The 21,778-nt window shown below is 66.5% G+C and carries 33 protein-coding genes and 1 pseudogene; all 34 read right to left on the bottom strand.

The genetic code is table 11. From position 1 onward, the window contains the following. Positions 1-272, bottom strand: a pseudogene (locus tag ACFYU0_RS31015) (DNA-directed RNA polymerase subunit alpha); the annotation flags it as partial. Positions 273-417: 145 nt separating this feature from the next. Beyond that, positions 418-822 (bottom strand): 30S ribosomal protein S11, encoded by a 405-nt coding sequence (gene rpsK / locus ACFYU0_RS31010; RefSeq protein ID WP_003956432.1) that lies wholly within the window; start codon positions 820-822, stop codon positions 418-420. Positions 823-892: 70 nt separating this feature from the next. Beyond that, positions 893-1,273, bottom strand: coding sequence for a 30S ribosomal protein S13 (gene rpsM / locus ACFYU0_RS31005; protein ID WP_031167100.1), 381 nt, complete (start codon positions 1,271-1,273; stop codon positions 893-895). Positions 1,274-1,465: 192 nt separating this feature from the next. Next, complete coding sequence (gene rpmJ, locus ACFYU0_RS31000) at positions 1,466-1,579, bottom strand: 50S ribosomal protein L36 (protein WP_003998809.1); 114 nt, start codon at positions 1,577-1,579, stop codon at positions 1,466-1,468. Positions 1,580-1,637: 58 nt separating this feature from the next. After that, positions 1,638-1,859, bottom strand: coding sequence for a translation initiation factor IF-1 (infA, locus tag ACFYU0_RS30995; RefSeq protein WP_003948620.1), 222 nt, complete (start codon positions 1,857-1,859; stop codon positions 1,638-1,640). A gap of 211 nt (positions 1,860-2,070) precedes the next feature. Continuing rightward, positions 2,071-2,907, bottom strand: coding sequence for a type I methionyl aminopeptidase (gene map / locus ACFYU0_RS30990; RefSeq protein WP_351672688.1), 837 nt, complete (start codon positions 2,905-2,907; stop codon positions 2,071-2,073). Between the two features lie 165 nt (positions 2,908-3,072). Next, entirely contained in the window at positions 3,073-3,459 is a 387-nt protein-coding gene (locus ACFYU0_RS30985; protein WP_351672686.1) for a hypothetical protein, read from the bottom strand. A gap of 149 nt (positions 3,460-3,608) precedes the next feature. Next, positions 3,609-4,703: a hypothetical protein gene (locus ACFYU0_RS30980; protein ID WP_389305401.1), complete on the bottom strand. Its 1,095-nt coding sequence runs from the start codon at positions 4,701-4,703 to the stop codon at positions 3,609-3,611. 566 nt (positions 4,704-5,269) lie between these two features. Then, positions 5,270-5,920, bottom strand: a complete 651-nt coding sequence (locus ACFYU0_RS30975; protein WP_351672682.1) for an adenylate kinase — start codon at positions 5,918-5,920, stop codon at positions 5,270-5,272. Beyond that, the gene (gene secY / locus ACFYU0_RS30970; protein WP_351672681.1) at positions 5,920-7,233 is read right to left on the bottom strand and encodes a preprotein translocase subunit SecY; all 1,314 of its coding nucleotides are present in this window, start codon (positions 7,231-7,233) and stop codon (positions 5,920-5,922) included. The genes ACFYU0_RS30975 and secY overlap by 1 nt, the downstream gene beginning before the upstream one ends. Before the next feature lie 233 nt (positions 7,234-7,466). After that, positions 7,467-7,922 carry a 50S ribosomal protein L15 gene (gene rplO, locus ACFYU0_RS30965; RefSeq protein WP_030745257.1) on the bottom strand — a complete coding sequence of 152 codons (456 nt, stop codon included), beginning with the start codon at positions 7,920-7,922 and terminating at the stop codon, positions 7,467-7,469. A gap of 2 nt (positions 7,923-7,924) precedes the next feature. Then, positions 7,925-8,107, bottom strand: coding sequence for a 50S ribosomal protein L30 (gene rpmD, locus ACFYU0_RS30960; protein WP_003974250.1), 183 nt, complete (start codon positions 8,105-8,107; stop codon positions 7,925-7,927). Continuing rightward, positions 8,107-8,712 (bottom strand): 30S ribosomal protein S5, encoded by a 606-nt coding sequence (rpsE, locus tag ACFYU0_RS30955; RefSeq protein WP_007494753.1) that lies wholly within the window; start codon positions 8,710-8,712, stop codon positions 8,107-8,109. Before rpsE ends, rpmD begins: the two co-directional genes overlap by 1 nt. A 39-nt stretch (positions 8,713-8,751) precedes the next feature. Further along, positions 8,752-9,135, bottom strand: a complete 384-nt coding sequence (gene rplR / locus ACFYU0_RS30950; protein ID WP_073901437.1) for a 50S ribosomal protein L18 — start codon at positions 9,133-9,135, stop codon at positions 8,752-8,754. A 3-nt stretch (positions 9,136-9,138) separates the two neighbouring features. Beyond that, positions 9,139-9,678 (bottom strand): 50S ribosomal protein L6, encoded by a 540-nt coding sequence (gene rplF, locus ACFYU0_RS30945; RefSeq protein WP_250402395.1) that lies wholly within the window; start codon positions 9,676-9,678, stop codon positions 9,139-9,141. A gap of 24 nt (positions 9,679-9,702) precedes the next feature. Next, positions 9,703-10,101: a 30S ribosomal protein S8 gene (gene rpsH, locus ACFYU0_RS30940; RefSeq protein WP_007384075.1), complete on the bottom strand. Its 399-nt coding sequence runs from the start codon at positions 10,099-10,101 to the stop codon at positions 9,703-9,705. A 211-nt stretch (positions 10,102-10,312) separates the two neighbouring features. Beyond that, positions 10,313-10,498 carry a type Z 30S ribosomal protein S14 gene (locus ACFYU0_RS30935; RefSeq protein ID WP_003948630.1) on the bottom strand — a complete coding sequence of 62 codons (186 nt, stop codon included), beginning with the start codon at positions 10,496-10,498 and terminating at the stop codon, positions 10,313-10,315. Between the two features lie 5 nt (positions 10,499-10,503). Then, positions 10,504-11,061 carry a 50S ribosomal protein L5 gene (rplE, locus tag ACFYU0_RS30930; protein ID WP_067119440.1) on the bottom strand — a complete coding sequence of 186 codons (558 nt, stop codon included), beginning with the start codon at positions 11,059-11,061 and terminating at the stop codon, positions 10,504-10,506. Continuing rightward, positions 11,061-11,384 carry a 50S ribosomal protein L24 gene (rplX, locus tag ACFYU0_RS30925; RefSeq protein WP_351672679.1) on the bottom strand — a complete coding sequence of 108 codons (324 nt, stop codon included), beginning with the start codon at positions 11,382-11,384 and terminating at the stop codon, positions 11,061-11,063. Before rplX ends, rplE begins: the two co-directional genes overlap by 1 nt. 2 nt (positions 11,385-11,386) lie before the next feature. Beyond that, entirely contained in the window at positions 11,387-11,755 is a 369-nt protein-coding gene (gene rplN, locus ACFYU0_RS30920; RefSeq protein ID WP_003998823.1) for a 50S ribosomal protein L14, read from the bottom strand. A 129-nt stretch (positions 11,756-11,884) separates the two neighbouring features. After that, positions 11,885-12,172 carry a 30S ribosomal protein S17 gene (gene rpsQ / locus ACFYU0_RS30915; protein ID WP_003992363.1) on the bottom strand — a complete coding sequence of 96 codons (288 nt, stop codon included), beginning with the start codon at positions 12,170-12,172 and terminating at the stop codon, positions 11,885-11,887. Continuing rightward, positions 12,172-12,396: a 50S ribosomal protein L29 gene (gene rpmC / locus ACFYU0_RS30910; protein ID WP_030174543.1), complete on the bottom strand. Its 225-nt coding sequence runs from the start codon at positions 12,394-12,396 to the stop codon at positions 12,172-12,174. The genes rpsQ and rpmC overlap by 1 nt, the downstream gene beginning before the upstream one ends. Next, positions 12,396-12,815, bottom strand: a complete 420-nt coding sequence (gene rplP / locus ACFYU0_RS30905; RefSeq protein ID WP_143627890.1) for a 50S ribosomal protein L16 — start codon at positions 12,813-12,815, stop codon at positions 12,396-12,398. The genes rpmC and rplP overlap by 1 nt, the downstream gene beginning before the upstream one ends. A gap of 5 nt (positions 12,816-12,820) precedes the next feature. Beyond that, positions 12,821-13,642 (bottom strand): 30S ribosomal protein S3, encoded by an 822-nt coding sequence (gene rpsC / locus ACFYU0_RS30900; protein ID WP_014674374.1) that lies wholly within the window; start codon positions 13,640-13,642, stop codon positions 12,821-12,823. After that, positions 13,642-13,989, bottom strand: coding sequence for a 50S ribosomal protein L22 (rplV, locus tag ACFYU0_RS30895; protein ID WP_003974262.1), 348 nt, complete (start codon positions 13,987-13,989; stop codon positions 13,642-13,644). Before rplV ends, rpsC begins: the two co-directional genes overlap by 1 nt. 44 nt (positions 13,990-14,033) lie before the next feature. Beyond that, the gene (gene rpsS, locus ACFYU0_RS30890; protein ID WP_003992359.1) at positions 14,034-14,315 is read right to left on the bottom strand and encodes a 30S ribosomal protein S19; all 282 of its coding nucleotides are present in this window, start codon (positions 14,313-14,315) and stop codon (positions 14,034-14,036) included. A gap of 12 nt (positions 14,316-14,327) precedes the next feature. Beyond that, positions 14,328-15,164, bottom strand: a complete 837-nt coding sequence (gene rplB / locus ACFYU0_RS30885) for a 50S ribosomal protein L2 (protein ID WP_031167077.1) — start codon at positions 15,162-15,164, stop codon at positions 14,328-14,330. Between the two features lie 38 nt (positions 15,165-15,202). Then, positions 15,203-15,622, bottom strand: coding sequence for a 50S ribosomal protein L23 (gene rplW, locus ACFYU0_RS30880; protein ID WP_351672676.1), 420 nt, complete (start codon positions 15,620-15,622; stop codon positions 15,203-15,205). Further along, positions 15,622-16,275: a 50S ribosomal protein L4 gene (gene rplD / locus ACFYU0_RS30875; protein WP_143627894.1), complete on the bottom strand. Its 654-nt coding sequence runs from the start codon at positions 16,273-16,275 to the stop codon at positions 15,622-15,624. Before rplD ends, rplW begins: the two co-directional genes overlap by 1 nt. An 8-nt stretch (positions 16,276-16,283) precedes the next feature. Next, complete coding sequence (gene rplC, locus ACFYU0_RS30870) at positions 16,284-16,928, bottom strand: 50S ribosomal protein L3 (RefSeq protein ID WP_005481233.1); 645 nt, start codon at positions 16,926-16,928, stop codon at positions 16,284-16,286. A 17-nt stretch (positions 16,929-16,945) separates the two neighbouring features. Continuing rightward, on the bottom strand, positions 16,946-17,254 hold the full coding sequence (gene rpsJ, locus ACFYU0_RS30865; protein WP_003948644.1) for a 30S ribosomal protein S10: 309 nt from the start codon (positions 17,252-17,254) through the stop codon (positions 16,946-16,948). A gap of 443 nt (positions 17,255-17,697) precedes the next feature. Next, a complete protein-coding gene (gene gdhA / locus ACFYU0_RS30860) occupies positions 17,698-19,047 on the bottom strand; it encodes an NADP-specific glutamate dehydrogenase (protein WP_389305415.1) in 1,350 nt (449 codons plus the stop codon). Between the two features lie 174 nt (positions 19,048-19,221). Beyond that, complete coding sequence (locus ACFYU0_RS30855) at positions 19,222-19,719, bottom strand: hypothetical protein (RefSeq protein ID WP_351672674.1); 498 nt, start codon at positions 19,717-19,719, stop codon at positions 19,222-19,224. Positions 19,720-19,748: 29 nt separating this feature from the next. Beyond that, positions 19,749-21,758 carry a hypothetical protein gene (locus tag ACFYU0_RS30850; protein WP_389305396.1) on the bottom strand — a complete coding sequence of 670 codons (2,010 nt, stop codon included), beginning with the start codon at positions 21,756-21,758 and terminating at the stop codon, positions 19,749-19,751. Positions 21,759-21,778 lie beyond the last annotated feature (20 nt).

Genomic DNA, 21,778 nt, shown 5'->3' with positions numbered 1-21,778 from the left:
TCGTCGTGCTCCGAGGAGACGACCAGCTGCTTGATGTTGAGGATCAGGTCGGTGACGTCCTCCTTGACGCCCGGCACGGTGGTGAACTCGTGCAGGACGCCGTCGATGCGGATGCTGGTGACAGCGGCACCGGGGATCGACGACAGGAGAGTACGGCGGAGCGAGTTGCCGAGGGTGTATCCGAAGCCCGGCTCCAGCGGCTCGATCACGAACCGGGAGCGGAACTCGTCGACGACCTCTTCGGTCAACGAGGGGCGCTGAGCGATCAGCATGTGTGGATCAGATCCTTCATTCGTGGACGCCCGCTATTTGACGCCCGACGGAGACCGCGCCCGTGAGAAGCGCGGGTACTGCAAGGGTACGGGCGGTACGCCCCTTACGGAGCAGTACCGCCCGGACCCTGAAAGCGGCCTGGCCTCAGACGCGGCGGCGCTTCGGCGGGCGGCAGCCGTTGTGCGGGGTCGGGGTGACGTCCTGGATGGAGCCGACCTCGAGGCCCGTGGCCTGCAGGGAGCGGATCGCGGTCTCACGACCGGAGCCCGGGCCCTTGACGAACACGTCGACCTTGCGCATGCCGTGCTCCTGGGCGCGGCGGGCAGCCGACTCGGCGGCCATCTGCGCGGCGAACGGCGTGGACTTCCGGGAGCCCTTGAAGCCGACGTGGCCGGCGGAGGCCCAGGAGATCACGTTGCCGGACGGGTCCGTGATCGAGACGATCGTGTTGTTGAACGTGCTCTTGATGTGCGCGTGGCCGTGAGCGACGTTCTTCTTTTCCTTGCGGCGCACCTTCTTGGCAGCGCCCTGACGACCCTTGGGGGGCATCTACAAACTCCTACGGGGAGGTGGTCGGTCCTACAGCGAAGACCGCTGATGAAGCGTTGTCCGCTGAGGACTACTTCTTGCCCGGCTTCTTCTTGCCGGCGATGGCGCGACGCGGGCCCTTGCGGGTACGAGCGTTCGTGCTGGTGCGCTGACCGCGGACGGGCAGACCGCGACGGTGACGGAGACCCTGGTAGCAGCCGATCTCGACCTTGCGGCGGATGTCGGCCTGGATCTCGCGACGGAGGTCACCCTCGGTCTTGATGTTGTTGTCGACGTACTCGCGGATCGCGACCAGCTGCTCTTCGGTCAGGTCACGGACGCGAGTGTTCGGGTCGATACCGGTCTCGGCCAGCGTCTGCTGGGAGAGGGTCCGGCCGATGCCGAACACGTAGGTGAGGGCGACCTCCACGCGCTTTTCGCGCGGGATGTCAACACCGGAAACGCGTGCCATTCAATGGCTCCTGGTGAATCTTCGGAGGTCTTCCACAGAACCGGCTCCCCGTCCGCCGTACCAGGTACGGACCGGGTCCCCGGCCTCCGAACCGGGGGTGTCGAGCCCACAGGGGACTCGGGTTCTGCGTATGAACAATTCAGCTTGCGTCGCGCGAATCTCTGCGATGGGTGCAGAGGGATCGGTCGTGCGTCAGCCCTGGCGCTGCTTGTGGCGCGGGTTCTCGCAGATGACCATGACCCGACCGTGACGGCGGATCACCCTGCACTTGTCGCAGATCTTCTTGACGCTCGGCTTGACCTTCATTGGTGAGGTTCTCCGGGTCAGTGCCATCGCTCCGGGAGGCCCGAAGCGCGGGCAAGATCTACTTGTACCGGTAGACGATCCGGCCACGCGTCAGGTCGTACGGAGACAGCTCCACCACGACCCGGTCGTCAGGGAGGATGCGGATGTAGTGCATGCGCATCTTGCCGCTGATGTGTGCCAGGACCTGGTGGCCGTTCTGGAGCTCGACCTTGAACATGGCGTTCGGCAGAGACTCGACGACAGTGCCCTCGATCTCGATGGCACCTTGCTTCTTGGCCACGCTTCGCCCTTCGAATCGACTACCTTGATCGACTCTCTCCTTCGCCCCGCGGGGCGAGTGGCGAGCGCATGCGGACATGCGGGTGCACGAGAGCCGACGAGTCAGTCTACGTCAGCGCACCCGGAAACACGAATCGAGAGAGTCTGCCCCGTGCCGGTGATCCCTACGCCACGGGACCGGGGAAACCGGCGGGCGCGACCCGGGACCGCGGTCAGGCCAGCGGGTCGGGCGCGGCCGTGATGCCGTACTCGGCCAGCTTGGCCTTGCCGCCGTCGGGGGCGGTCAGGACCAGCGGGCCCTGCTCGGTCAGGGCGACCGAGTGCTCCCAGTGGGAGGACCAGGTGCCGTCCGTGGTGATCACGGTCCAGTCGTCGGACAGGACCTCGGTGCGGGGGGTGCCGAGGGAGACCATGGGCTCGATCGCGAGGCAGAAGCCGGGGACCAACTTGGGGCCCTTGCCGCGACGGCGGTCGACGTAGTTCAGCAGGTGCGGGTCCATGTGCATCTCGGTGCCGATGCCGTGGCCGCCGTAGTCCTCGATGATCCCGTACTTGCCGCCGCCGGGCTTCGGCTGGCGGCGGATGTAGGTCTCGATGGCACGGGAGACGTCGACCAGCCGGTTGCCCTGCTTCATGGCCGCGATGCCGGCCCACATCGACTCCTCCGTCACCCGGGAGAGCTCGACCAGCTCCGGGGCGTGGCCGGAGCCCACGAAGGCCGTGTAGGCGGCGTCACCGTGCCAGCCGTCGACGATCGCGCCGCAGTCGATGGAGATGACGTCGCCGTCCTTCAGGACGACGTCGTCGGACGGGATGCCGTGGACGACGACCTCGTTCACCGAGGTGCAGATCGTCGCCGGGAAGCCGCCGTAGCCGAGGAAGTTCGGCTTGGCGTTGTGCTCGGCGAGCACCTTGCGTGCCACCTCGTCCAGGTCCTTCGTGGTAGCGCCGGGGACCGCCGCCTCACGGGTGGCCTGGTGCACGGCAGCGACGACAAGTCCCGCCTCGCGCATCTTCGCGATCTGCGCGGGGGTCTTGATCTCCACCATGATGGATTGCGCCTCCTGCCACTGGTGTTACGGCGCTCCAGGATACGCGCACGTACCGGCGTGCCTCGAACGGGGAGCGTCACGCCGGGCGCGGCAAAGCCCCGCTCGGTGCGGGCGCGTCGAGTGACCGCCTGCACCGACCGGGGCTTCGGTGTGTCGCCGGGATCAGGACTCCGAGAAGTACTGGGAGCCGTACCAGTCGTTGTTGCCGTGCCAGTTCACGATCATGTCGTAGGCCACGCGGCCGACGATGTCGTACGTCCTGTGGTCACAGCCGGAGTCACCACCGTCGTCGAGGGTGAAGACGGTGACGATCCCGGTGCCCGAGCTGTTGAGCGTCCGCAGCTTGCCGGTGACGCCGTAGCCGTCGGCCCTGGTGTCACAGACGGTGAACTCGTCGCCGTCGTCCATGTACAGCATGTAGCCGCGGTCGTTCGGGAGGGAGACCTTCTGGCTACCGGTCGCCGCAGCGGCCGGGCCGGCCGTGAAACCAATCATCACGGCCGCTGCCGTGGCGGCCATTACCCCGCCCTTGACAATGCTCTTCATCATTCGAATTCCACCCCTCTTACTCGTGGGCCTGAAATCGGACCCATTCGAATCTGCGAAGTACCGCATCGAAGCGATTTCGCAGTGATCTGAAATTACCCTACCCATCCGGATATGACATGTCCACAGCAATTCGGTCGCATCGAAAAGCGTCAGCGATTGCTGAGGATCGGATTCCACCGGTTGGGATCGCGGAGGCGAGATCCCCGGAAGCCGGAAAGGGGGATGACATCCTTGCCGTCCAGGCTGGCAAGAATGAGCCTGTTCCGGAACTCACCCTTATTGGGTTCGCATTGCTCTGGATCGCAGCTGAAGGCGACGAGCCAGTGGTCGTCGGCCCAGGCGAGCAACTGCTGACCGGGCACGAGTGCGGCGCGCTTTCCGGTCTTCACATCCAGGACCTCGGAGACGATACGGCCGCCCTCACCCACGAACTGGCCGGTCTTCAATTTCCCGTCGGGGGATACGGCCGCTCCCGGGGAGCCCAGCTTCTTCTCCAGCTCCGGGACCGGCGCCTCTGCACCGTCCGGGCGGTAGAAGACCCTGCCCACCTTGGTCTCCCAGGGTTCCCACAGCAGCTTCCCGTCACGGCTCCAGGCGAGGTCCTGGCGCCCACCGCCGACGACGAACCCGTGGTCGTCCTTCCTGGGTGGACGCGCGGTGAAATCCGCCTGCCCGGAGGCGACGTCGATGACGTAGAACCCCGTACGGCTGGGCTTGGGCCCCGGCACCATCTTGCCGTTCAGCCGGTAGGACGCGTCCTTGAAGAGCTTGTCCGGGTCGAGACGGTAGGTGGTTGCCACCAGATGCGTGCCGTCCGGCGAGAACTGGACACCGCCGACGCCCCGGTCCGTCCTGATCCACCGCTTCACCTTGCCCGTGGCCAGGTCCACCAGCCCGACGCGGTCGGCCGGCAGACCGCGCTCCAGGACCGCGGCGGTCTTCATCCCCGGAGCGACGTCGACCCAGGCCCAGTCGGTTCCCACGTATCGGCCGGTGGTCGAGTTCAGGAGGCTCCACTCGTAGGTGAGCTCCCCGTCACCGTTCGCGTGCTTCTCGGCCTTCACCGCGTAGTACGCCGAGACGGCGACTTTCCCTGCGGCTATCAATTCCTTCGGCGGCGACTGATCGGGATGTGCCGCGATGCCCGCGGGGCGGCTCACGGCCTTTTCCCCGGCATCTCCGCCGCCTGCGGCGAGTGCCACCACAATGCCGGCACCGACCAGCGCCGCAGCGATGCCGGCCATCACGAAACGACGGGCCTTCCGGCGTCGCGCACCGGACGTCGGCCCGATCTCACCGTGGCGCGGTCCCCCCGCTCCCCCTCTGAGATCCTCACGGACTAATTGTCCGGGCTTCACGTCTGTACCCCCACAGAAAAAAGACTTGACCGCGGACCTCGTGGCCGTCCTTGGGAATCACCGATGCGACCAGAGTTCGGCAACGGAGGCAGTCCCGGTCGTAAAGGAGTACCTAAGTGGTCTCTTCGGCTGTGAACCGAGCGTAAACGGGGGTGATCACCCGGTCAACGGAATTGAGGCCCCTTTGAGGATGACAATCCATTACGCAAAGTCACCGGAAGAAAAGATTCCGGGCGGGTAAAGGAGATCGCCGATATGTCAATTGAGACAGAAGCGAACATACTTGCGACCGCCGAGGACTGTGCGTGAGACCGCCTGCACTCGATGTGACGTGAGCCATAGTCATCGGCGATGGCCGGCGTCCCGGAACGAGGGCAGCGAAAAGCAGCCTGGCCCCGCCGCGTGAGCGGCGGGGCCAGGCTGCCAAGACCTTCGCGAACCTCTGGCTGGTCCTAGTCGCGCTGAAGGGCTTCCAGGGCGTGAGCCGTGACCTCTTCCACCTTGCCGAGCGCGGAGATGGTGACCACCAGCCCCTGCGCCTTGTAGTAGTCGATGATCGGCTCGGTCTGCGTGTGGTAGACCTCCAGGCGCTTACGCACGGTCGCCTCGGAGTCGTCGTCCCGCTGGTACAGCTCGCCGCCGCAGACGTCGCAGACGCCCTCCTTCTTAGGCTTCTTGTACGTGACGTGGAAGACGTGGGAGGAGTCGTTGCGGCAGACGCGCCGGCCGGCGATCCGCTTGACGACCTCCTCCTCGGGGGCCTCCAGATCGAGTACCGCGTCCAGCGTGATGCCCTCGGAGGTCAGGAGCTCGTCCAGCGCCTTCGCCTGCGAGACGTTCCGCGGGAAGCCGTCCAGCAGGAAGCCGTTCTCCGCGTCGGGCTGCTCCATGCGGTCCTTCGCCATCGCGATGGTGACCTCGTCGGGTACGAGGTTCCCGGCGTCCATGTAGGACTTCGCGAGCTTGCCCAGCTCGGTCTGCTGGCTGATGTTGGCGCGGAACAGGTCGCCCGTCGAGATGTGCGGGACGCCCAGCTTCTCGGCGAGTCGGACGGCTTGCGTTCCCTTACCGGCACCCGGCGGCCCGACGAGGACGATACGCATCAGCGGAGGAACCCTTCGTAATTGCGCTGCTGGAGCTGGCTCTCGATCTGCTTCACCGTCTCGAGGCCCACACCCACGATGATCAGGATGCTGGTACCACCGAACGGGAAGTTTTGGTTTGCCTTGAAACCAACCAACGCCATCGTCGGCACGAGAGCGATCAGACCCAAGTACAGCGAACCCGGCCAGGTGATCCGGTTGAGCACGTAGCTGAGGTACTCAGCGGTCGGTCGGCCAGCCCGGATGCCCGGGATGAAGCCACCATACTTCTTCATGTTGTCGGCGACTTCCTCGGGGTTGAAGGAGATCGCCACGTAGAAGAACGCGAAGAAAACGATGAGCAAGAAGTACGTAGCGATGTAAATCGGGTGGTCGCCCTTGGTCAGGTTCTGCTCGACCCAGGTCTTCCAGCCCGACTTGCCCCCGGCGAACTGAGCGAGCAGCGCCGGAATGTAGAGCAGCGACGAGGCGAAGATGACGGGAATCACACCCGCCTGGTTCACCTTGAGCGGGATGTACGTGGACGTACCGCCGTAGGAACGGCGCCCGATCATGCGCTTCGCGTACTGCACCGGGATGCGGCGCTGGGCCTGCTCGACGAAGACCACCAGCCCGACCATGACCAGGCCCACCAGGATGACGGTGCTGAACTCGATCCAGCCGCCGGCCAGGGTGCCCTGCTTCTTGATGGCCCACAGCGCGGACGGGAACGTCGCGGCGATCGAGATGAACATCAAGATCGACATGCCGTTGCCGATGCCGCGGTCGGTGATCAGCTCACCGAGCCACATGACGACGGCCGTGCCGGCGGTCATGCAGATGACCATCGTGATGGTGGTGAAGATGGCCTGGTCGGGGACGATCTGGCTGGACACGGAGCAGCTGCCGAACAGAGCGCCGCTGCGCGCGGTGGCGACGAGACCGGTGCCCTGCAGGATCGCCAGCGCCACCGTCAGATAACGGGTGTACTGGGTGATCTTCGTGGTGCCGGCCTGGCCCTCCTTCTTGAGGGCTTCCAGACGCGGGATGACCACGGTCAGCAGCTGAAGGATGATGCTCGCCGTGATGTACGGCATGATGCCCAGCGCGAACACGGTGATCTGCAGCAGCGCGCCGCCGCTGAACATGTTCACCAGACCGAGGGGGCCCTGGTTGCCGGACGCCTCTTTCACACACGTCTGGACGGCCTTGTAGTTGACGCCGGGGATCGGGATGTGGGTACCGACCCGGTAGACCACGATGATTGCCAGCGTGAAGAGCAGCTTCTTGCGCAGGTCGGGCGTCCTGAACGCCCGGGCGAACGCGGTGAGCACGGTGCCTCCTGCGACCCCCGCGCAACTGCGTCAAGGGTGACGGTCTTGAGGTTCGACGAATGAATAACGGTCAACTGCCGCTCAGGGTGCCCCATGGGAGGCACCCAGTGAAAGTGGACAGTGCAGGCCACCTTACCGGCGAGACCACTGCCCTTGGAACGACCAACCGGGGATACCCCTTTTGTGGAGTATCCCCGGTCGGGTCGTTCACGTCATCGAGGAGCCTGAGGGGCTCAGACCAGCTCGGTGACCGTACCGCCGGCGGCGGTGATCTTCTCCTTGGCGGAGCCGGAGACGGCGTCGACCGTCACCTGCAGCGCCACGGAGACCTCGCCCTGGCCCAGGACCTTGACGAGGCTGTTCTTGCGAACGGCACCCTTGGCCACCAGACCCTCGACCGTGACCTCGCCACCCTCGGGGTAGAGCGCGGCCAGCTTGTCGAGGTTCACGACCTGGTACTCGGTCTTGAACGGGTTCTTGAAGCCCTTCAGCTTCGGGAGGCGCATATGGAGCGGCATCTGGCCACCCTCGAAGCGCTCCGGAACCTGGTAACGGGCCTTCGTGCCCTTGGTACCACGACCGGCCGTCTTACCCTTCGACGCCTCACCACGACCCACACGGGTCTTGGCGGTCTTGGCGCCCGGGGCGGGACGGAGGTTGTGGATCTTGAGCGGGTTCTGCTCCGCCATGATCAGTCGACCTCCTCGACCGTCACGAGGTGGCGGACGGTGTGCACCATGCCGCGGAACTCGGGGCGGTCCTCCTTGACGACCTGCGTGTTGATGCCCTTGAGACCAAGGGAGCGCAGGGTGTCACGGTGGTTCTGCTTGCTGCCGATGTAGGACTTGACCTGCGTGATCTTGAGCTGAGCCATCACGCACCCGCCCCGGCACGCGCACGCAGCAGGGCCGCGGGGGCGACGTCCTCGAGCGGCAGACCGCGGCGGGCCGCGACCTCCTCGGGACGCTGCAGGCCCTTGAGGGCCGCCACGGTGGCGTGCACGATGTTGATCGCGTTGTCGGAGCCGAGCGACTTCGACAGGATGTCGTGGATACCGGCGCACTCGAGCACGGCGCGCACCGGGCCACCGGCGATAACACCGGTACCGGGGGACGCGGGCTTGAGCAGCACGACGCCGGCAGCCTTCTCACCCTGGATCGGGTGCGGGATGGTGCCCTGGATGCGGGGGACCTTGAAGAAGTGCTTCTTGGCCTCCTCAACACCCTTGGCGATGGCGGCCGGCACCTCCTTGGCCTTGCCGTATCCGACACCCACGGTGCCGTCACCGTCGCCCACCACGACCAGCGCGGTGAAGCTGAAGCGACGACCACCCTTCACAACCTTGGCGACGCGGTTGATCGCGACAACGCGCTCAACGTACGCGGTCTTCTCGGCGGCAGCAGCGCCGCCGTCACGGCCCTTCCGGTCCCGCCGCTCGCCGCCACCGGCACCGCCACCGCGGCGCTGGGGTCCAGCCATTGGAATTACCTCTCTTCGTTTCCGCTAGCTACGGCAGGCTCAGAACTTGAGCCCGGCTTCGCGGGCGGCGTCCGCCAGGGCGGCGATGCGCCCGGCGTACTGGTTGCCACCACGGTCGAACACGACAGCCTCGACACCGGCAGCCTTGGCACGCTCGGCGACCAGGGCGCCGACCTGCTTGGCCTGCGAGGACTTGTCGCCCTCGCCGCCGCGGACGGACGCGTCCAGGGTGGACGCGGACGCCAGGGTGTGGCCCTTGAGGTCGTCGATCACCTGCGCCACGATGTGGCGGTTGGAGCGGGTCACGACCAGACGCGGACGCTCCGCCGTACCGGAGAGGTTCTTGCGAATCCGGATGTGGCGACGCTTGATCGCGGCGCGCTTGTAGGCGTCGCCCTTGAGGATCTTCTGTCCGTATGCCATGGCTTACTTACCCGCCTTTCCGACCTTGCGGCGGATGACTTCGCCCTCGTACTTGACGCCCTTGGCCTTGTACGGGTCAGGCTTGCGCAGCTTGCGGATGTTGGCCGCAACCTCGCCGACCTTCTGCTTGTCGATGCCCTCGACCTGGAAGCGGGTCGGGGTCTCCACCTTGAAGGTGATGCCCTCGGGCGCCTCGACGACGATCGGGTGGCTGTAGCCGAGCGCGAACTCGAGGTTCGAGCCCTTGGCCGCGACGCGGTAACCGACACCGCTGATTTCGAGCTTCTTCACGTAACCCTGGGTCACGCCGGTGATCATGTTCGCCACCAGCGTGCGGGACAGGCCGTGCAGGGCCTTGTTCTGACGCTCGTCGTTCGGACGGGTGACGTTGAGCACGCCGTCCTCACCCTTGACGATGTCGATCGGCGCGACGACGGTGTGGGTCAGCGTGCCCTTGGGGCCCTTGACCGAGACCGTACGGCCGTCGATGGTGACGTCCACGCCGGCGGGAACCGTGATGGGGAGCTTGCCAATACGCGACATAGCTGTTTCCTCCGTTCCCTTCCGCTACCAGACGTAGGCGAGGACTTCCCCACCCACGCCCTTCTTGCCGGCCTGCTTGTCGGTGAGGAGACCGTGCGACGTGGAGATGATCGCCACGCCCAGGCCGCCGAGCACCTTCGGCAGGTTGGTGGACTTCGCGTAAACCCGGAGACCGGGCTTGGAGATCCGCTTGATGCCCGCGATGGAGCGCTCACGGTTCGGGCCGAACTTCAGCTCGAGAACGAGGTTCTTGCCGACCTCGGCGTCCTCGACCTTCCAGCCCGTGATGAAGCCCTCCTGCTGGAGGATCTCCGCGATGTGAGACTTGATCTTCGATGCCGGCATCGTCACGGAGTCGTGGTATGCCGAGTTCGCGTTCCGCAGACGCGTAAGCATGTCTGCGATCGGATCAGTCATGGTCATGAATTGGCCTTCGGCCTCTCTCGCCGGGGTTTCCTGGTGCGCCATCCCTCTCCCCGATCCGAGACGGGACGGGTGCGGCGCGGTGGACCTACGGCGTAGTAAGTCGTACGGGCGCGGCAGACGCCCAACCCCACAAGCCTACGGCATGTGGAGAAGGGCCCCTGCCGACCCAGATGCTTACCGAGAGCTTCAGGAATCCCTAAAAGCGGGATTACCAGGAGCTCTTGGTCACGCCCGGCAGCTCGCCACGGTGAGCCATCTCACGAAGGCACACGCGGCACAGGCCGAACTTGCGGTACACGGAGTGCGGGCGGCCGCAGCGCTGGCAGCGCGTGTAGCCACGCACACCGAACTTGGGCTTGCGAGCAGCCTTGGCAATCAGAGCCTTCTTCGCCATCTCGCTCACGCCTCCTTGAACGGGAAGCCGAGGTGACGAAGGAGCGCGCGGCCCTCAGCGTCGTTGGTCGCCGTGGTCACCACGGTGATGTCCATGCCCCGGGTACGGTCGATCTTGTCCTGGTCGATCTCGTGGAACATGACCTGCTCCGTGAGACCGAAGGTGTAGTTGCCGCGGCCGTCGAACTGCTTGGGGGACAGACCACGGAAGTCGCGGATGCGCGGCAGCGCGAGCGACAGGGTGCGGTCCAGGAACTCCCACATGCGGTCGCCACGAAGCGTGACGTGGGCACCGATCGGCTGACCCTCACGCAGCTTGAACTGCGCGATGGACTTGCGAGCCTTGGTGACCTGCGGCTTCTGGCCGGTGATCGTGGTGAGGTCGCGGATGGCGCCCTCGATCAGCTTGGAGTCGCGGGCGGCGTCGCCCACACCCATGTTGACCACGATCTTGACGAGGCCGGGGATCTGCATGACGTTCTCGTACTTGAACTCGTCACGCAGCTTGCCCGCGATCTCCTCGCGGTACTTCTGCTTCAGGCGCGGAGTGGTGGTGGTAGCCATCAGATGTCCTCACCCGTCCGCTTGGCAACGCGGATCTTGTTGCCCTCATCGTCGAAGCGGTAACCGACACGCGTGACGACCTTCTGACCGTCCTTCTCAACGACCAGCTGGACGTTGGAGACGTGGATCGGCGCCTCGGTGGTGACGATGCCGCCGGCCTGCGAACCGCCAGCGGTCGGACCGGCCTTGGTGTGCTTCTTGACCCGGTTGACACCCTCGACCAGGACACGCTCGTCGCGCGGGTAAGCGGCAATGACCTTGCCCTGCTTGCCCTTGTCCTTACCGGTGATGACCTGGACCAGGTCGCCCTTCTTGATCTTCATGCTTACAGCACCTCCGGCGCGAGCGAGATGATCTTCATGAACTTCTTCTCGCGCAGCTCACGGCCGACCGGGCCGAAGATACGGGTGCCACGAGGGTCGCCGTCGTTCTTCAGAATGACGGCGGCGTTCTCGTCGAAGCGGATGTACGAGCCGTCCGGACGACGGCGCTCCTTGACGGTGCGAACGATGACCGCCTTGACGACGTCACCCTTCTTCACGTTGCCGCCGGGGATCGCGTCCTTGACGGTGGCGACGATGACGTCACCGATGCCCGCGTAGCGGCGACCGGAGCCACCGAGCACACGGATGCAAAGGATTTCCTTCGCACCAGTGTTGTCGGCGACGCGCAGTCGCGACTCCTGCTGGATCACGTCTATCTCCTGTTTGTCTGCCGGTTCCCCGGGAGCCGCTCAGCGGAGCGGCTCCCGGAGCCTGGCGGAACTGTCCTGCGAGGGATGCCCCGCAGGAACGTACATGTGGGATTCCCTTGCGGGAATTGCCTACTTGGCCTTCTCGAGGATCTCGACGACGCGCCAGCGCTTCGTCGCGGACAGCGGCCGGGTCTCCATGAGGAGGACGCGGTCGCCGACACCCGCGGCGTTCTGCTCGTCGTGCGCCTTGAGCTTGTTGGTACGGCGGATGACCTTGCCGTACAGCGCGTGCTTGACGCGGTCCTCGACAGCGACGACGACGGTCTTGTCCATCTTGTCGCTGACGACGAGACCCTCACGGGTCTTGCGGAAGCCGCGGGCCTCTGCAGTCTGCTCAGTCACGTTGCTCTCACTCATCAGGCGCTCTCCACCGTCTCGATGCCCAGCTCGCGCTCACGCATCAGGGTGTAGATCCGCGCGATGTCCTTACGGACGGCCTTCAGCCGACCGTGGTTCTCGAGCTGACCGGTCGCCGCCTGGAAGCGGAGGTTGAACAGCTCTTCCTTGGCCTCGCGGAGCTTGCCCAGAAGCTCCTCGTTGCCCAGCTCGCGCAGCTCGGACGCCTTGGTACCGGCCGACATCACGCTTCACCTGCCTCGCGCTTGACGATCCGGCACTTCATCGGCAGCTTGTGGGCCGCGCGAAGGAGCGCCTCACGGGCGATCTTCTCGTTGGGGTACGACAGCTCGAACATCACGCGTCCGGGCTTGACGTTGGCGATCCACCACTCCGGCGAACCCTTACCGGAACCCATGCGGGTCTCGGCAGGCTTCTTGGTGAGGGGACGGTCCGGGTAGATGTTGATCCAGACCTTGCCACCACGCTTGATGTGACGCGTCATGGCGATACGAGCGGCCTCGATCTGGCGGTTCGTCACGTACGCCGGGGTGAGCGCCTGGATGCCGTACTCGCCGAACGCAACCTGCGTGCCGCCCTTGGCAGCGCCGCTGCGCTTCGGGTGGTGCTGCTTGCGGTGCTTGACCCTACGGGGGATCAGCATTTCGGTCAGGCCTCCGTTCCGGTGCTCTCAGCCGGAGCGGCGGCGGGAGCCTCGGCCTTGGGGGCCTCGGCGCCGGCAGCCTGCTGCGGCTTGCGACCGCGCCGCTCGCCACCACGGCCACCACGGGCCGGGCGGTCGGCACCGCCACGGGCCGGGCGGTTACCCGCACGGGCCGCAGCGTTCTCGGCGCGGACCTCGGCGATGTTCTTGACGTCGCCCTTGTAGATCCAGACCTTCACGCCGATGCGGCCGAAGGTCGTCTTGGCCTCGAAGAAGCCGTAGTCCACGTTCGCACGGAGCGTGTGCAGGGGCACGCGGCCCTCGCGGTAGAACTCCGAGCGGGACATCTCGGCGCCGCCGAGGCGGCCGCCGCACTGGATCTTGATGCCCTTGGCGCCGGCCTTCATCGCCGACTGCATGCTCTTACGCATGGCGCGGCGGAAGGAGACGCGGGAGGAGAGCTGCTCGGCGACGGCCTGCGCAACCAGCTGAGCGTCGGTCTCGGGGTTCTTGACCTCGAGGATGTTCAGCTGGACCTGCTTGCCCGTGAGCTTCTCGAGGTCGCCGCGGATGCGGTCGGCCTCGGCGCCACGGCGGCCGATGACGATGCCCGGACGAGCGGTGTGGATGTCCACACGCACGCGGTCACGGGTGCGCTCGATCTCCACCTTGGAGATGCCGGCGCGCTCCATGCCGGACGTCATCATCCGACGGATGGCGACGTCTTCCTTGACGTAGTCCTTGTACAGCTTGTCGGCGTACCAACGCGACTTGAAGTCGGTCGTGACACCGAGCCGGAACCCATGCGGGTTAACCTTCTGGCCCATTACCGGGTTCCTTCCTTGCTGCTGACGACCACGGTGATGTGGCTGGTCCGCTTGCGGATCCGGTAGGCACGGCCCTGGGCGCGCGGCCGGAACCGCTTCAGGGTCGGGCCCTCGTCGACGTACGCCTCGGAGATGAAGAGGCTGTCGGCGTCGGTGTGGTCGTAGTTGTGCGCGGCGTTGGCGATGGCGCTGTCGAGCACCTTGCCGACCGGCACGGAGGCTGCCTGCGGAGCGAATCGCAGAACAGCCTGAGCCTCCGTGGCATCCATGCCACGGATAAGGTCCACCACGCGGCGGGCCTTCATGGGCGTAACGCGGATGTACCGCGCCTGGGCCCTGGCTTCCATGGTTGTCCCTCTCAGTTACTTACGTGTCTGAATGCGATCCGCTACTAGCGGCGCTTCGACTTCCGGTCGTCCTTGACGTGGCCCCGGAAGGTGCGGGTCGGCGAGAACTCGCCGAGCTTGTGACCGACCATCGACTCGGTGACGAACACCGGGATGTGGGTCTTGCCGTTGTGCACCGCGAGCGTGTGGCCGAGCATGGCCGGGACGATCATGGAGCGACGGGACCAGGTCTTGATGACGTTCTTGGTGCCGGCTTCGTTCTGGGCGTCCACCTTCTTGATCAGGTGGTCGTCGACGAAGGGCCCCTTCTTCAGGCTACGAGGCATCTCAACCCGTCCTTAGCGCTTCTTGTTCGTCTTGCGGCGGCGGACGATGTACTTGTTCGACGCCTTCTTGGGCGAACGAGTACGGCCTTCCTTCTTGCCCCACGGGGACACGGGGTGGCGACCACCGGAGGTCCGGCCCTCACCACCACCGTGCGGGTGGTCGACCGGGTTCATGACGACACCACGGACGGTCGGGCGAACGCCCAGCCACCGCTTGCGGCCGGCCTTGCCCCAGTTGATGTTGCTCTGCTCGGCGTTGCCGACCTCACCGATGGTGGCGCGGCAGCGGACGTCGACCAGGCGGATCTCACCGGACGGCATGCGGAGGTGGGCCATCGAGCCCTCCTTCGCGAGCAGCTGCACGGAGGCACCGGCGGAGCGGGCGAACTTGGCACCGCCACCGGGACGGAGCTCGATCGCGTGGATCGTGGTACCGACCGGGATGTTGCGGAGGGCCAGGTTGTTGCCCGGCTTGATGTCGGCCCCGGGACCGTTCTCGACGCGGTCACCCTGCTGCAGGTTGCGCGGGGCGAGGATGTAGCGCTTCTCGCCGTCGGCGTAGTGCAGCAGCGCGATGCGCGCGGTGCGGTTGGGGTCGTACTCGATGTGCGCGACCTTCGCCGGCACGCCGTCCTTGTCGTGACGACGGAAGTCGATCACGCGGTAGGCGCGCTTGTGTCCGCCACCCTGGTGGCGAACGGTCACACGACCGGCGTTGTTACGGCCGCCCTTGCTGTGCAGGGGGCGGACCAGCGACTTCTCCGGCGTGGACCGCGTGACCTCGACGAAGTCGGCGACGCTGGCGCCACGACGGCCCGGCGTAGTCGGCTTGTACTTGCGGATTCCCATTTCTCAGTCCTCGTCCGATATCGGACGATCCGACCCGCTTACGCGGTCGGACCGCCGAAGATGTCGATACGGTCGCCCTCGGCGAGGGTCACGATCGCGCGCTTGGTCGCCGCGCGCTGGCCGAAGCCGGTGCGGGTCCGCTTGCGCTTGCCCTGGCGGTTGATCGTGTTGACCCCGGTGACCTTGACGTCGAAGACCGCCTGGACGGCCTGCTTGATCTGGGTCTTGTTGGCGTTCGGGTCGACGATGAACGTGTACTTGTTGTCGTCGATGAGCGCGTAGCTCTTCTCCGAGACGACCGGCTTCAGCAGGACGTCACGGGGGTCCGTGTACGACTTGCTCAGCGGGGTCTCGACAGTGTTCTTGCCCTCGGTGGCGTGGCGCTTCGCCTTGGCGACGCGCGCGGCCTTGGCGGCCTTGGCGGCCTTCGAGGCGATGCTCGGGTGACGCGTAGCCATCAGGCCTCGCTCCCTTCGGTGTCAGCGGCCTTGGGGCCAGACACGAAGGACTCGAACGCGGCCTGGGTGAAGACCACGTCGTCCGAGACGAGAACGTCGTACGTGTTCAGCTGGCCCGGCTCCAGGATGTGGACCTGGGGCAGGTTGCGGGCGGACAGCCACGCGGCCTCGTCGGAGCGGTCGACGACCAGGAGCAGGTTCTTGCGCTCACTGATCTTGCCGAACAGGCTCTTGGCGGCCTTGGTGCTGGGGTTCGCGCCCTCGACCACGCCGGAGACGACGTGGATGCGGTTGTGACGCGCCCGGTCGGTGAGGGCACCGCGCAGGGCGGCGGCCTTCATCTTCTTCGGGGTGCGCTGCGAGTAGTCACGCGGCTGCGGGCCGTGGACGACGCCACCGCCGGCGAACTGCGGGGCGCGGGTCGAACCCTGACGGGCGCGACCGGTGCCCTTCTGGCGGTACGGCTTCTTGCCGCCACCACGGACCTCGCCACGGGTCTTCGTCTTGTGCGTGCCCTGACGGGCAGCGGCCAGCTGTGCGACGACGACCTGGTGGATCAGCGGAACGCTGACCTTGGCGTCGAAGATCTCCGCGGGGAGCTCGACGGAACCGGCCTTGTCGCCCGCCGGCGAAAGGATGTCAACAGTGCTCATCGGTTACCTCAGGCCCCCTTGGCCGCGGTGCGGACCAGGACGAGGCCGCCGTTCGGACCGGGAACCGCGCCCTTGATGAGCAGCAGACCCTTCTCCGCGTCAACGGCGTGGACGGTCAGGTTCTGGGTGGTGACCCGCTCGTTGCCCATGCGACCCGCCATGCGGAGGCCCTTGAACACGCGGCCCGGGGTGGCGCAGCCACCGATGGAACCGGGCGAGCGGTGCTTGCGCTGGGTGCCGTGTCCGGCGCCGAGGCCCTTGAAGTTGTGACGCTTCATGACACCGGCGAAGCCCTTGCCCTTGCTCTTGCCGGTCACGTCCACCTTGACGCCCGCCTCGAAGACCTCCGCGGAGATCTCCTGGCCCAGCGTGTACTCGGAGGCGTCCGCGGTGCGGATCTCGACGAGGTGGCGGCGGGGGGTGACGTCGGCCTTGGCGAAGTGGCCCTTGAGGGGCTTGTTCACCTTGCGCGGGTCGATCTCGCCGAAAGCGATCTGGACGGACTCGTAGCCGTCGACATCGTTCGTACGGACCTGGGTGACGACGTTGGGGCCGGCCTTGACGACGGTGACCGGAACAACACGGTTGTTCTCGTCCCACACCTGCGTCATGCCGAGCTTCTCGCCCAGGATGCCCTTGATCTGCTTAGCCATTCTCAGCTCACCGACCCTCAGAGCTTGATCTCGATGTCGACACCGGCCGGGAGGTCGAGTCGCATCAGAGAGTCAACGGTCTTGGGGGTGGGGTCGAGAATGTCGATCAGGCGCTTGTGCGTGCGCATCTCGAAGTGCTCGCGCGAGTCCTTGTACTTGTGCGGCGACTTGATGACGCAGTACACGTTCTTCTCAGTGGGCAGCGGCACCGGGCCCGCGACCGACGCACCAGTGCGGGTCACCGTCTCGACGATCTTCTTCGCCGAGGAGTCGATGACCTCGTGGTCGTAGGCCTTGAGCCGGATGCGGATCTTCTGTCCCGCCATGGCTACTCAGTAGTCCTGTCTCTTCAACGCTCTGGAACCCGGCGGATTCCTTCTGCTGCCTTCCGTTCCTCCGACCCACGCGGTCGGGTGTGTCGCGCCCCCGCTGACACAGATGTCCCTTGTTCGAACATCCCTGCGGGGAATGCGACGGCCCTTCCGGAACCGCGGACCGGGGACCAGAGGCCCACCGGGCGCCTGGCCGGTGCCGCGCCCACACTTCCCGGAAGATTCCCGTACGTCCGCCCCAGTGCTGCCCGTGGGCAGTTAGGGCGACGAGTACTGTGGGACTCGCTTCCGGTCCTCCCGGCGGGAGGCGCGCAGCATCAACACTCGACCGAGCAACTCGGACAGTCTGCCATATGGGGCGGGGGCCTGGCCAATCGGGCCGAAGAGATTACCCCTGACGTGACGCAGGTCAAACCAGTCGGCCCGCTCAGCCGCGGTCAGACGACGCCCTGGGCGAGCATGGCGTCGGCCACGCGCTCGAATCCCGCGATGTTCGCGCCGGTGACGTAGTCGCCCGGAGCGCCGTAGCGGTCGGCGGTCTCGTGGCAGGTGGCGTGGATGTCGGTCATGATCCGGGCCAGCTCCTCCTCGACCCGGGCCGGCGACCAGGCCGTACGCGCGGCGTTCTGCGCCATCTCCAGCGCGCTCACCGCGACACCGCCGGCGTTCGCCGCCTTGCCGGGCCCGAACGCGACCCCGGCCTCCTGGAAGAGGCGCACCGCCTCCGGCGTCGTCGGCATGTTGGCGCCCTCGGAGACGGCCTTCACCCCGTTGCGCACCAGGACCTCCGCGTCCTGCGCGTCGAGCTCGTTCTGCGTGGCCGAAGGCAGGGCGATGTCGGCCGGGACCTCCCAGACCCGCCCGCCGCGCACGAACCGCGCGGAGGCGCCCCGGCGGTCGGCGTAGTCGCTGATCCGCCCCCGCTCGACCCCCTTGACCTGCTTCAGCAGACCGACGTCGATCCCCTTCTCGTCGACCACGTACCCGCTGGAGTCCGAGCAGGTCAGCGGGTTGGCTCCGAGGGCGAGCAGCTTCTCGACGGTGTAGATGGCGACGTTCCCGGACCCCGACACGACCGCCGTCTGGCCCTCCATGCCCTCGCCCCGCACGCCCAGCATCGCCTCGGCGAACAGCACGTTCCCGTACCCGGTCGCCTCCGGCCGGATCGCCGAGCCGCCCCAGCCGGGGCCCTTGCCGGTCAGCACGCCGGCCTCCCAGCGGTTGGTGATCCGCCGGTACTGCCCGAACAGGTAGCCGATCTCGCGGCCGCCGACCCCGATGTCACCGGCCGGCACGTCGGTGTGCTCGCCGATGTGCCGCTGAAGCTCCGTCATGAACGACTGGCAGAACCGCATGACCTCCGCGTCGCTGCGGCCGTGCGGGTCGAAGTCGCTGCCGCCCTTGCCGCCGCCGATGCCGAGACCCGTCAGGGCGTTCTTGAAGACCTGCTCGAAGCCGAGGAACTTGACGATTCCCAGGTTCACCGAGGGGTGGAAGCGCAGGCCACCCTTGTACGGCCCCAGCGCGCTGTTGAACTCGACCCTGAACCCGCGGTTGACCTGCACCCGGCCCCGGTCGTCCTGCCACGGCACCCGGAAGATGATCTGCCGCTCCGGCTCGCACAGCCGCTCCAGCAGGCCCGGCTCCGCGTACTCCGGCCGGGCCGCGAACACCGGTGCGAGCGTCTCCAGCACCTCGCGCACGGCCTGGTGGAACTCCGGCTGGGCCGGATTGCGGTGCTCGATGTCGCTCCGCAGGACGTCGAGGGAGGACGACGGGGACAGCAGCGTCGACGAAATCCTGGTCTCGGGTCGGTTGGTCACAGGGCCTCTCTTCCTGGCTGGGCGACGAGTGAAGCGCGCGCAAGGCCTTCCAGTGTTACTCCGCTGTAAACACCGAGGCCAGCAAGTGAGCGAGACGTCCACCATGCGAGACACCGTGATCGCGACAAACCCACGCACTCACGCACAGCCGAGCGTCTTCACCGTGGCGGGAAAGTAGGCACGCATGAACTTCTCGATGTCGGTGCGGTGGGATTGGTCGGTCAGCTTCATCTTGGGGAGCTGAAGAGTGAGGGTGAAGTAGCTCCCACCCTTGGTCTTGCATCGAGCGCTTGAAATGGCACCGTCAGTACCGATGACCGCTGCGTCCGCGAGCTCGATCTCCCGAGGCTCACTGATATGCGAAATGGATCCCGCGCCCTGCGCCAGGTACGTGAGATCCGGCATCTTGCCATCCCATGAGAAGTGCAACTCCATGACCGGGTCATGGCCCGCGAGGACCACGCACGGAGCGAAAACAGGGTCCGATCGATCGACCCTGTTGATCTCGTGCAGGCCCTCGGTCGCGGTCAGAAGAGGACGCGAGAGAGCCGGATCGACGCGTGTGCCGCAAATCGCTGCCGGAGTATCCGATCGGTTACAGGAGACCACGGCTAGTGCTACCAGCAGAGCAGCCAAGCCCGCGATGACAGACCGAAGGGGGGAACTCATTGACGCTCCCCCGACATTCCGGATGCCTGCGCTGCGCCGTCCATCGATGCGCGGCTAATTTCCTGATTGGGGTTGAAATCGGAGTCACCGTCTACTCGATGCGTTTTCTGCCACTCAGCCGCTAACGCCATCAACTGACCGTTCCGGGTGGTGTAGGCCTTGATGTTGTCCTCCGCCTGCTGATCATCCAACCGCTTCTGCTCATCCGCCAACCACTTACCCGTGACGTAATCAAACCCCTGCTGGACATCGCTGCTGCCGACCGGGATATAGCTGATCGCCTTGTCGAAGACCGGCTTCGCTTCGAAGGAGGCTGTTTTGGGGTCGCCCTGGGCCTGGATCCGGGCCTCCTCCAGGAAACCGACGGTGCGGCCCGCGCGGAGCAGTGGTTCCGTGGACTTGGAGTGATCGGCGTGGATGCCGGAGACCATCGCCTGGTTCAGGCCGCCGTTCAGCGTGCCGTAGGCGTCCTTGTCCTTCGACACCTGCTTGGCGACCTCGAAGAGCTGGTCCTGGGGCAACGGGGACCTGGAGATGTCGATCTCGCTCATCGACGCGTGCACCGTGTCGCCGTGGTTGACCAGGATCGACGCCATCGGCCGGCGAAGGGACGGAGGGAACTCGTCGCCGCTGTCGGACAGCCGGCCGATCGCCGACCGGAAGACCGCGTCGTTCTGCCTGGTGTGCGGCACATAGTGGCCTTGCGGGTCGGACGGGTCGATCCCCGTGGCCGCCGCCTGGAGGGCCCTGCCGAAGCCCGCGCGGTCGTCAGCGTCGAGCCCGGCCGCGTAGCCGCCGTTCTTGTCTCCCCCGCGCTCGTGCAGGACCACGTCCCAGTCCCGGTCCTTGACCAGGTACTTCATCCGGGCGTCCGAGCCCAGGTAGTCCGCGGCCGTGTGCGGGTCGCGGCTCATGATGCCCAGCGCGCCGTCCACCGGGTCGTTGGCGAACCAGCCGCCGTGCCTGCCGCTGTAGTCGTGCTTCAGCCGCCAGATGCCCGGGTCCCGGCGCTCCGCCGCGATCATGTCGTCGGTCAGGTTCTCGAGCATCTTCGGCGCGTAGCCGTGGCCCTTCCCCATCAGGGTGACGAGGGACTGGTAGCCGACCGCCTTGTCCATGCGCTCGCCCTGCGCGTCCGTGGCGTAGTGCTCGACGCCGGCGTGCCTCATGGAGGACCGCCAGTGCTTGTACCAGGGCGAGTTCGTGTCCCTGGTCGCCGTCGCCAGGGTGTTCGCGAGACCCGACTCGATGGTCGCGTACGTGCCCGACCCCGGCCCGCCGCGGACGTGGATCAGGTCGTTGAGCTCGTTCGTCAGCGTGATCGTGCCCGCCGGGCCCAGGTCGTCCAGCAGGGTCCGGGAGAACGCCTCGTCGCCCGAGTTGTCGCGGAACGCCCGCTGGAGCTCGGTCAGTTCGCGCTGGGAGAGGTGCTCGCCGCGGCCCAGTCTGCCGAGCGCGTCCTCCGCGGCCAGCGCCTCGTACTTCTCGATGTCGCCCAGAGCGCGGCCGTTGAAGCCGCGGCCGCCGGCCAGCGGGTCCGAGTCGACGACCACGGCCGCCAGGGCGGTCTCCACACCGGTGTCCGCGTCCGTCACGGCGCGCACCGCCGCGTCGATGCGGGCCTGCCAGGACCGTACGGTCGCCTCGTCCGGCTCCTTGACGTGGGCGGGGTCGGCGCTGACCCTGCCCCGGTCCGAGATCCGCATACCGGCCGCGCGGGCCTCCTCGTGCGCCGCCGTGAGCCTGCCCTTCAGCTCCGTGAACTGGGTGTGGGCGTCCCGCAGCAGGGAGGCGACGGCCTTCGCCTCCGTCTGGGCGTACCGCAGCTCCTTGAGCGTGACGCCGAAGCTGCCGTGGGCCGCCTCCGCGCTCATCCCGCTCCAGGCGGGGGCCGTCGTGATGCGGTGGACGTCCCGGTGGTACGCCCTCTCCTGCTCGGCGAACTTCCCCGCCATGCCCTCCCAGCGCTCGGCGGCGCCGGTGAGCGCTGCGAGGTCGGTGCTCATGATCTCGTGGTACGTCGGCA

Source organism: Streptomyces sp. NPDC003720, from assembly GCF_042875075.1.
In the GTDB taxonomy this organism is placed as follows: domain Bacteria; phylum Actinomycetota; class Actinomycetes; order Streptomycetales; family Streptomycetaceae; genus Streptomyces.
The sequence above is the reverse complement of the archived record's forward strand: the minus strand, read 5'-3'. Positions and strand labels throughout refer to the sequence as shown.

Excerpts from the sequence above, each read along its gene's own strand:
- rpsJ (WP_003948644.1), bottom strand. The coding sequence starts at position 17,254 with ATGGCGGGACAGAAGATCCGCATCCGGCTCAAGGCCTACGACCACGAG.
- rpmC (WP_030174543.1), bottom strand. The coding sequence starts at position 12,396 with ATGTCGGCCGGTACCAAGGCGTCCGAGCTGCGCGAGCTGGGCAACGAG.
- rpsM (WP_031167100.1), bottom strand. The coding sequence starts at position 1,273 with ATGGCACGCGTTTCCGGTGTTGACATCCCGCGCGAAAAGCGCGTGGAG.
- rplP (WP_143627890.1), bottom strand. The coding sequence starts at position 12,815 with ATGCTGATCCCCCGTAGGGTCAAGCACCGCAAGCAGCACCACCCGAAG.
- ACFYU0_RS30975 (WP_351672682.1), bottom strand. The coding sequence starts at position 5,920 with ATGCGTATCGTCCTCGTCGGGCCGCCGGGTGCCGGTAAGGGAACGCAA.
- rplE (WP_067119440.1), bottom strand. The coding sequence starts at position 11,061 with ATGGCTACCACCACCACTCCGCGCCTGAAGCAGAAGTACCGCGAGGAG.
- rplF (WP_250402395.1), bottom strand. The coding sequence starts at position 9,678 with ATGTCGCGTATTGGCAAGCTCCCCATCACGGTTCCCGCCGGCGTGGAC.
- rplV (WP_003974262.1), bottom strand. The coding sequence starts at position 13,989 with ATGGAAGCCAGGGCCCAGGCGCGGTACATCCGCGTTACGCCCATGAAG.
- rplX (WP_351672679.1), bottom strand. The coding sequence starts at position 11,384 with ATGAAGATCAAGAAGGGCGACCTGGTCCAGGTCATCACCGGTAAGGAC.
- rpmD (WP_003974250.1), bottom strand. The coding sequence starts at position 8,107 with ATGGCTCAGCTCAAGATCACGCAGGTCAAGTCCTACATCGGCAGCAAG.
- rplO (WP_030745257.1), bottom strand. The coding sequence starts at position 7,922 with ATGGCGGAGCAGAACCCGCTCAAGATCCACAACCTCCGTCCCGCCCCG.
- rplB (WP_031167077.1), bottom strand. The coding sequence starts at position 15,164 with ATGGGAATCCGCAAGTACAAGCCGACTACGCCGGGCCGTCGTGGCGCC.
- rpsH (WP_007384075.1), bottom strand. The coding sequence starts at position 10,101 with ATGACCATGACTGATCCGATCGCAGACATGCTTACGCGTCTGCGGAAC.
- ACFYU0_RS30985 (WP_351672686.1), bottom strand. The coding sequence starts at position 3,459 with ATGATGAAGAGCATTGTCAAGGGCGGGGTAATGGCCGCCACGGCAGCG.
- rpsS (WP_003992359.1), bottom strand. The coding sequence starts at position 14,315 with ATGCCTCGTAGCCTGAAGAAGGGGCCCTTCGTCGACGACCACCTGATC.
- rpsE (WP_007494753.1), bottom strand. The coding sequence starts at position 8,712 with ATGGCTGGACCCCAGCGCCGCGGTGGCGGTGCCGGTGGCGGCGAGCGG.
- rplC (WP_005481233.1), bottom strand. The coding sequence starts at position 16,928 with ATGGCTAAGCAGATCAAGGGCATCCTGGGCGAGAAGCTCGGCATGACG.
- ACFYU0_RS30935 (WP_003948630.1), bottom strand. The coding sequence starts at position 10,498 with ATGGCGAAGAAGGCTCTGATTGCCAAGGCTGCTCGCAAGCCCAAGTTC.
- ACFYU0_RS30980 (WP_389305401.1), bottom strand. The coding sequence starts at position 4,703 with ATGGCCGGCATCGCTGCGGCGCTGGTCGGTGCCGGCATTGTGGTGGCA.
- rpsC (WP_014674374.1), bottom strand. The coding sequence starts at position 13,642 with ATGGGCCAGAAGGTTAACCCGCATGGGTTCCGGCTCGGTGTCACGACC.
- rplW (WP_351672676.1), bottom strand. The coding sequence starts at position 15,622 with ATGGCTACGCGTCACCCGAGCATCGCCTCGAAGGCCGCCAAGGCCGCC.
- rpsK (WP_003956432.1), bottom strand. The coding sequence starts at position 822 with ATGCCCCCCAAGGGTCGTCAGGGCGCTGCCAAGAAGGTGCGCCGCAAG.
- rpsQ (WP_003992363.1), bottom strand. The coding sequence starts at position 12,172 with ATGAGTGAGAGCAACGTGACTGAGCAGACTGCAGAGGCCCGCGGCTTC.
- ACFYU0_RS30850 (WP_389305396.1), bottom strand. The coding sequence starts at position 21,758 with ATGAGCACCGACCTCGCAGCGCTCACCGGCGCCGCCGAGCGCTGGGAG.
- rpmJ (WP_003998809.1), bottom strand. The coding sequence starts at position 1,579 with ATGAAGGTCAAGCCGAGCGTCAAGAAGATCTGCGACAAGTGCAGGGTG.
- map (WP_351672688.1), bottom strand. The coding sequence starts at position 2,907 with ATGGTGGAGATCAAGACCCCCGCGCAGATCGCGAAGATGCGCGAGGCG.
- rplD (WP_143627894.1), bottom strand. The coding sequence starts at position 16,275 with ATGAGCACTGTTGACATCCTTTCGCCGGCGGGCGACAAGGCCGGTTCC.
- rplR (WP_073901437.1), bottom strand. The coding sequence starts at position 9,135 with ATGGCATACGGACAGAAGATCCTCAAGGGCGACGCCTACAAGCGCGCC.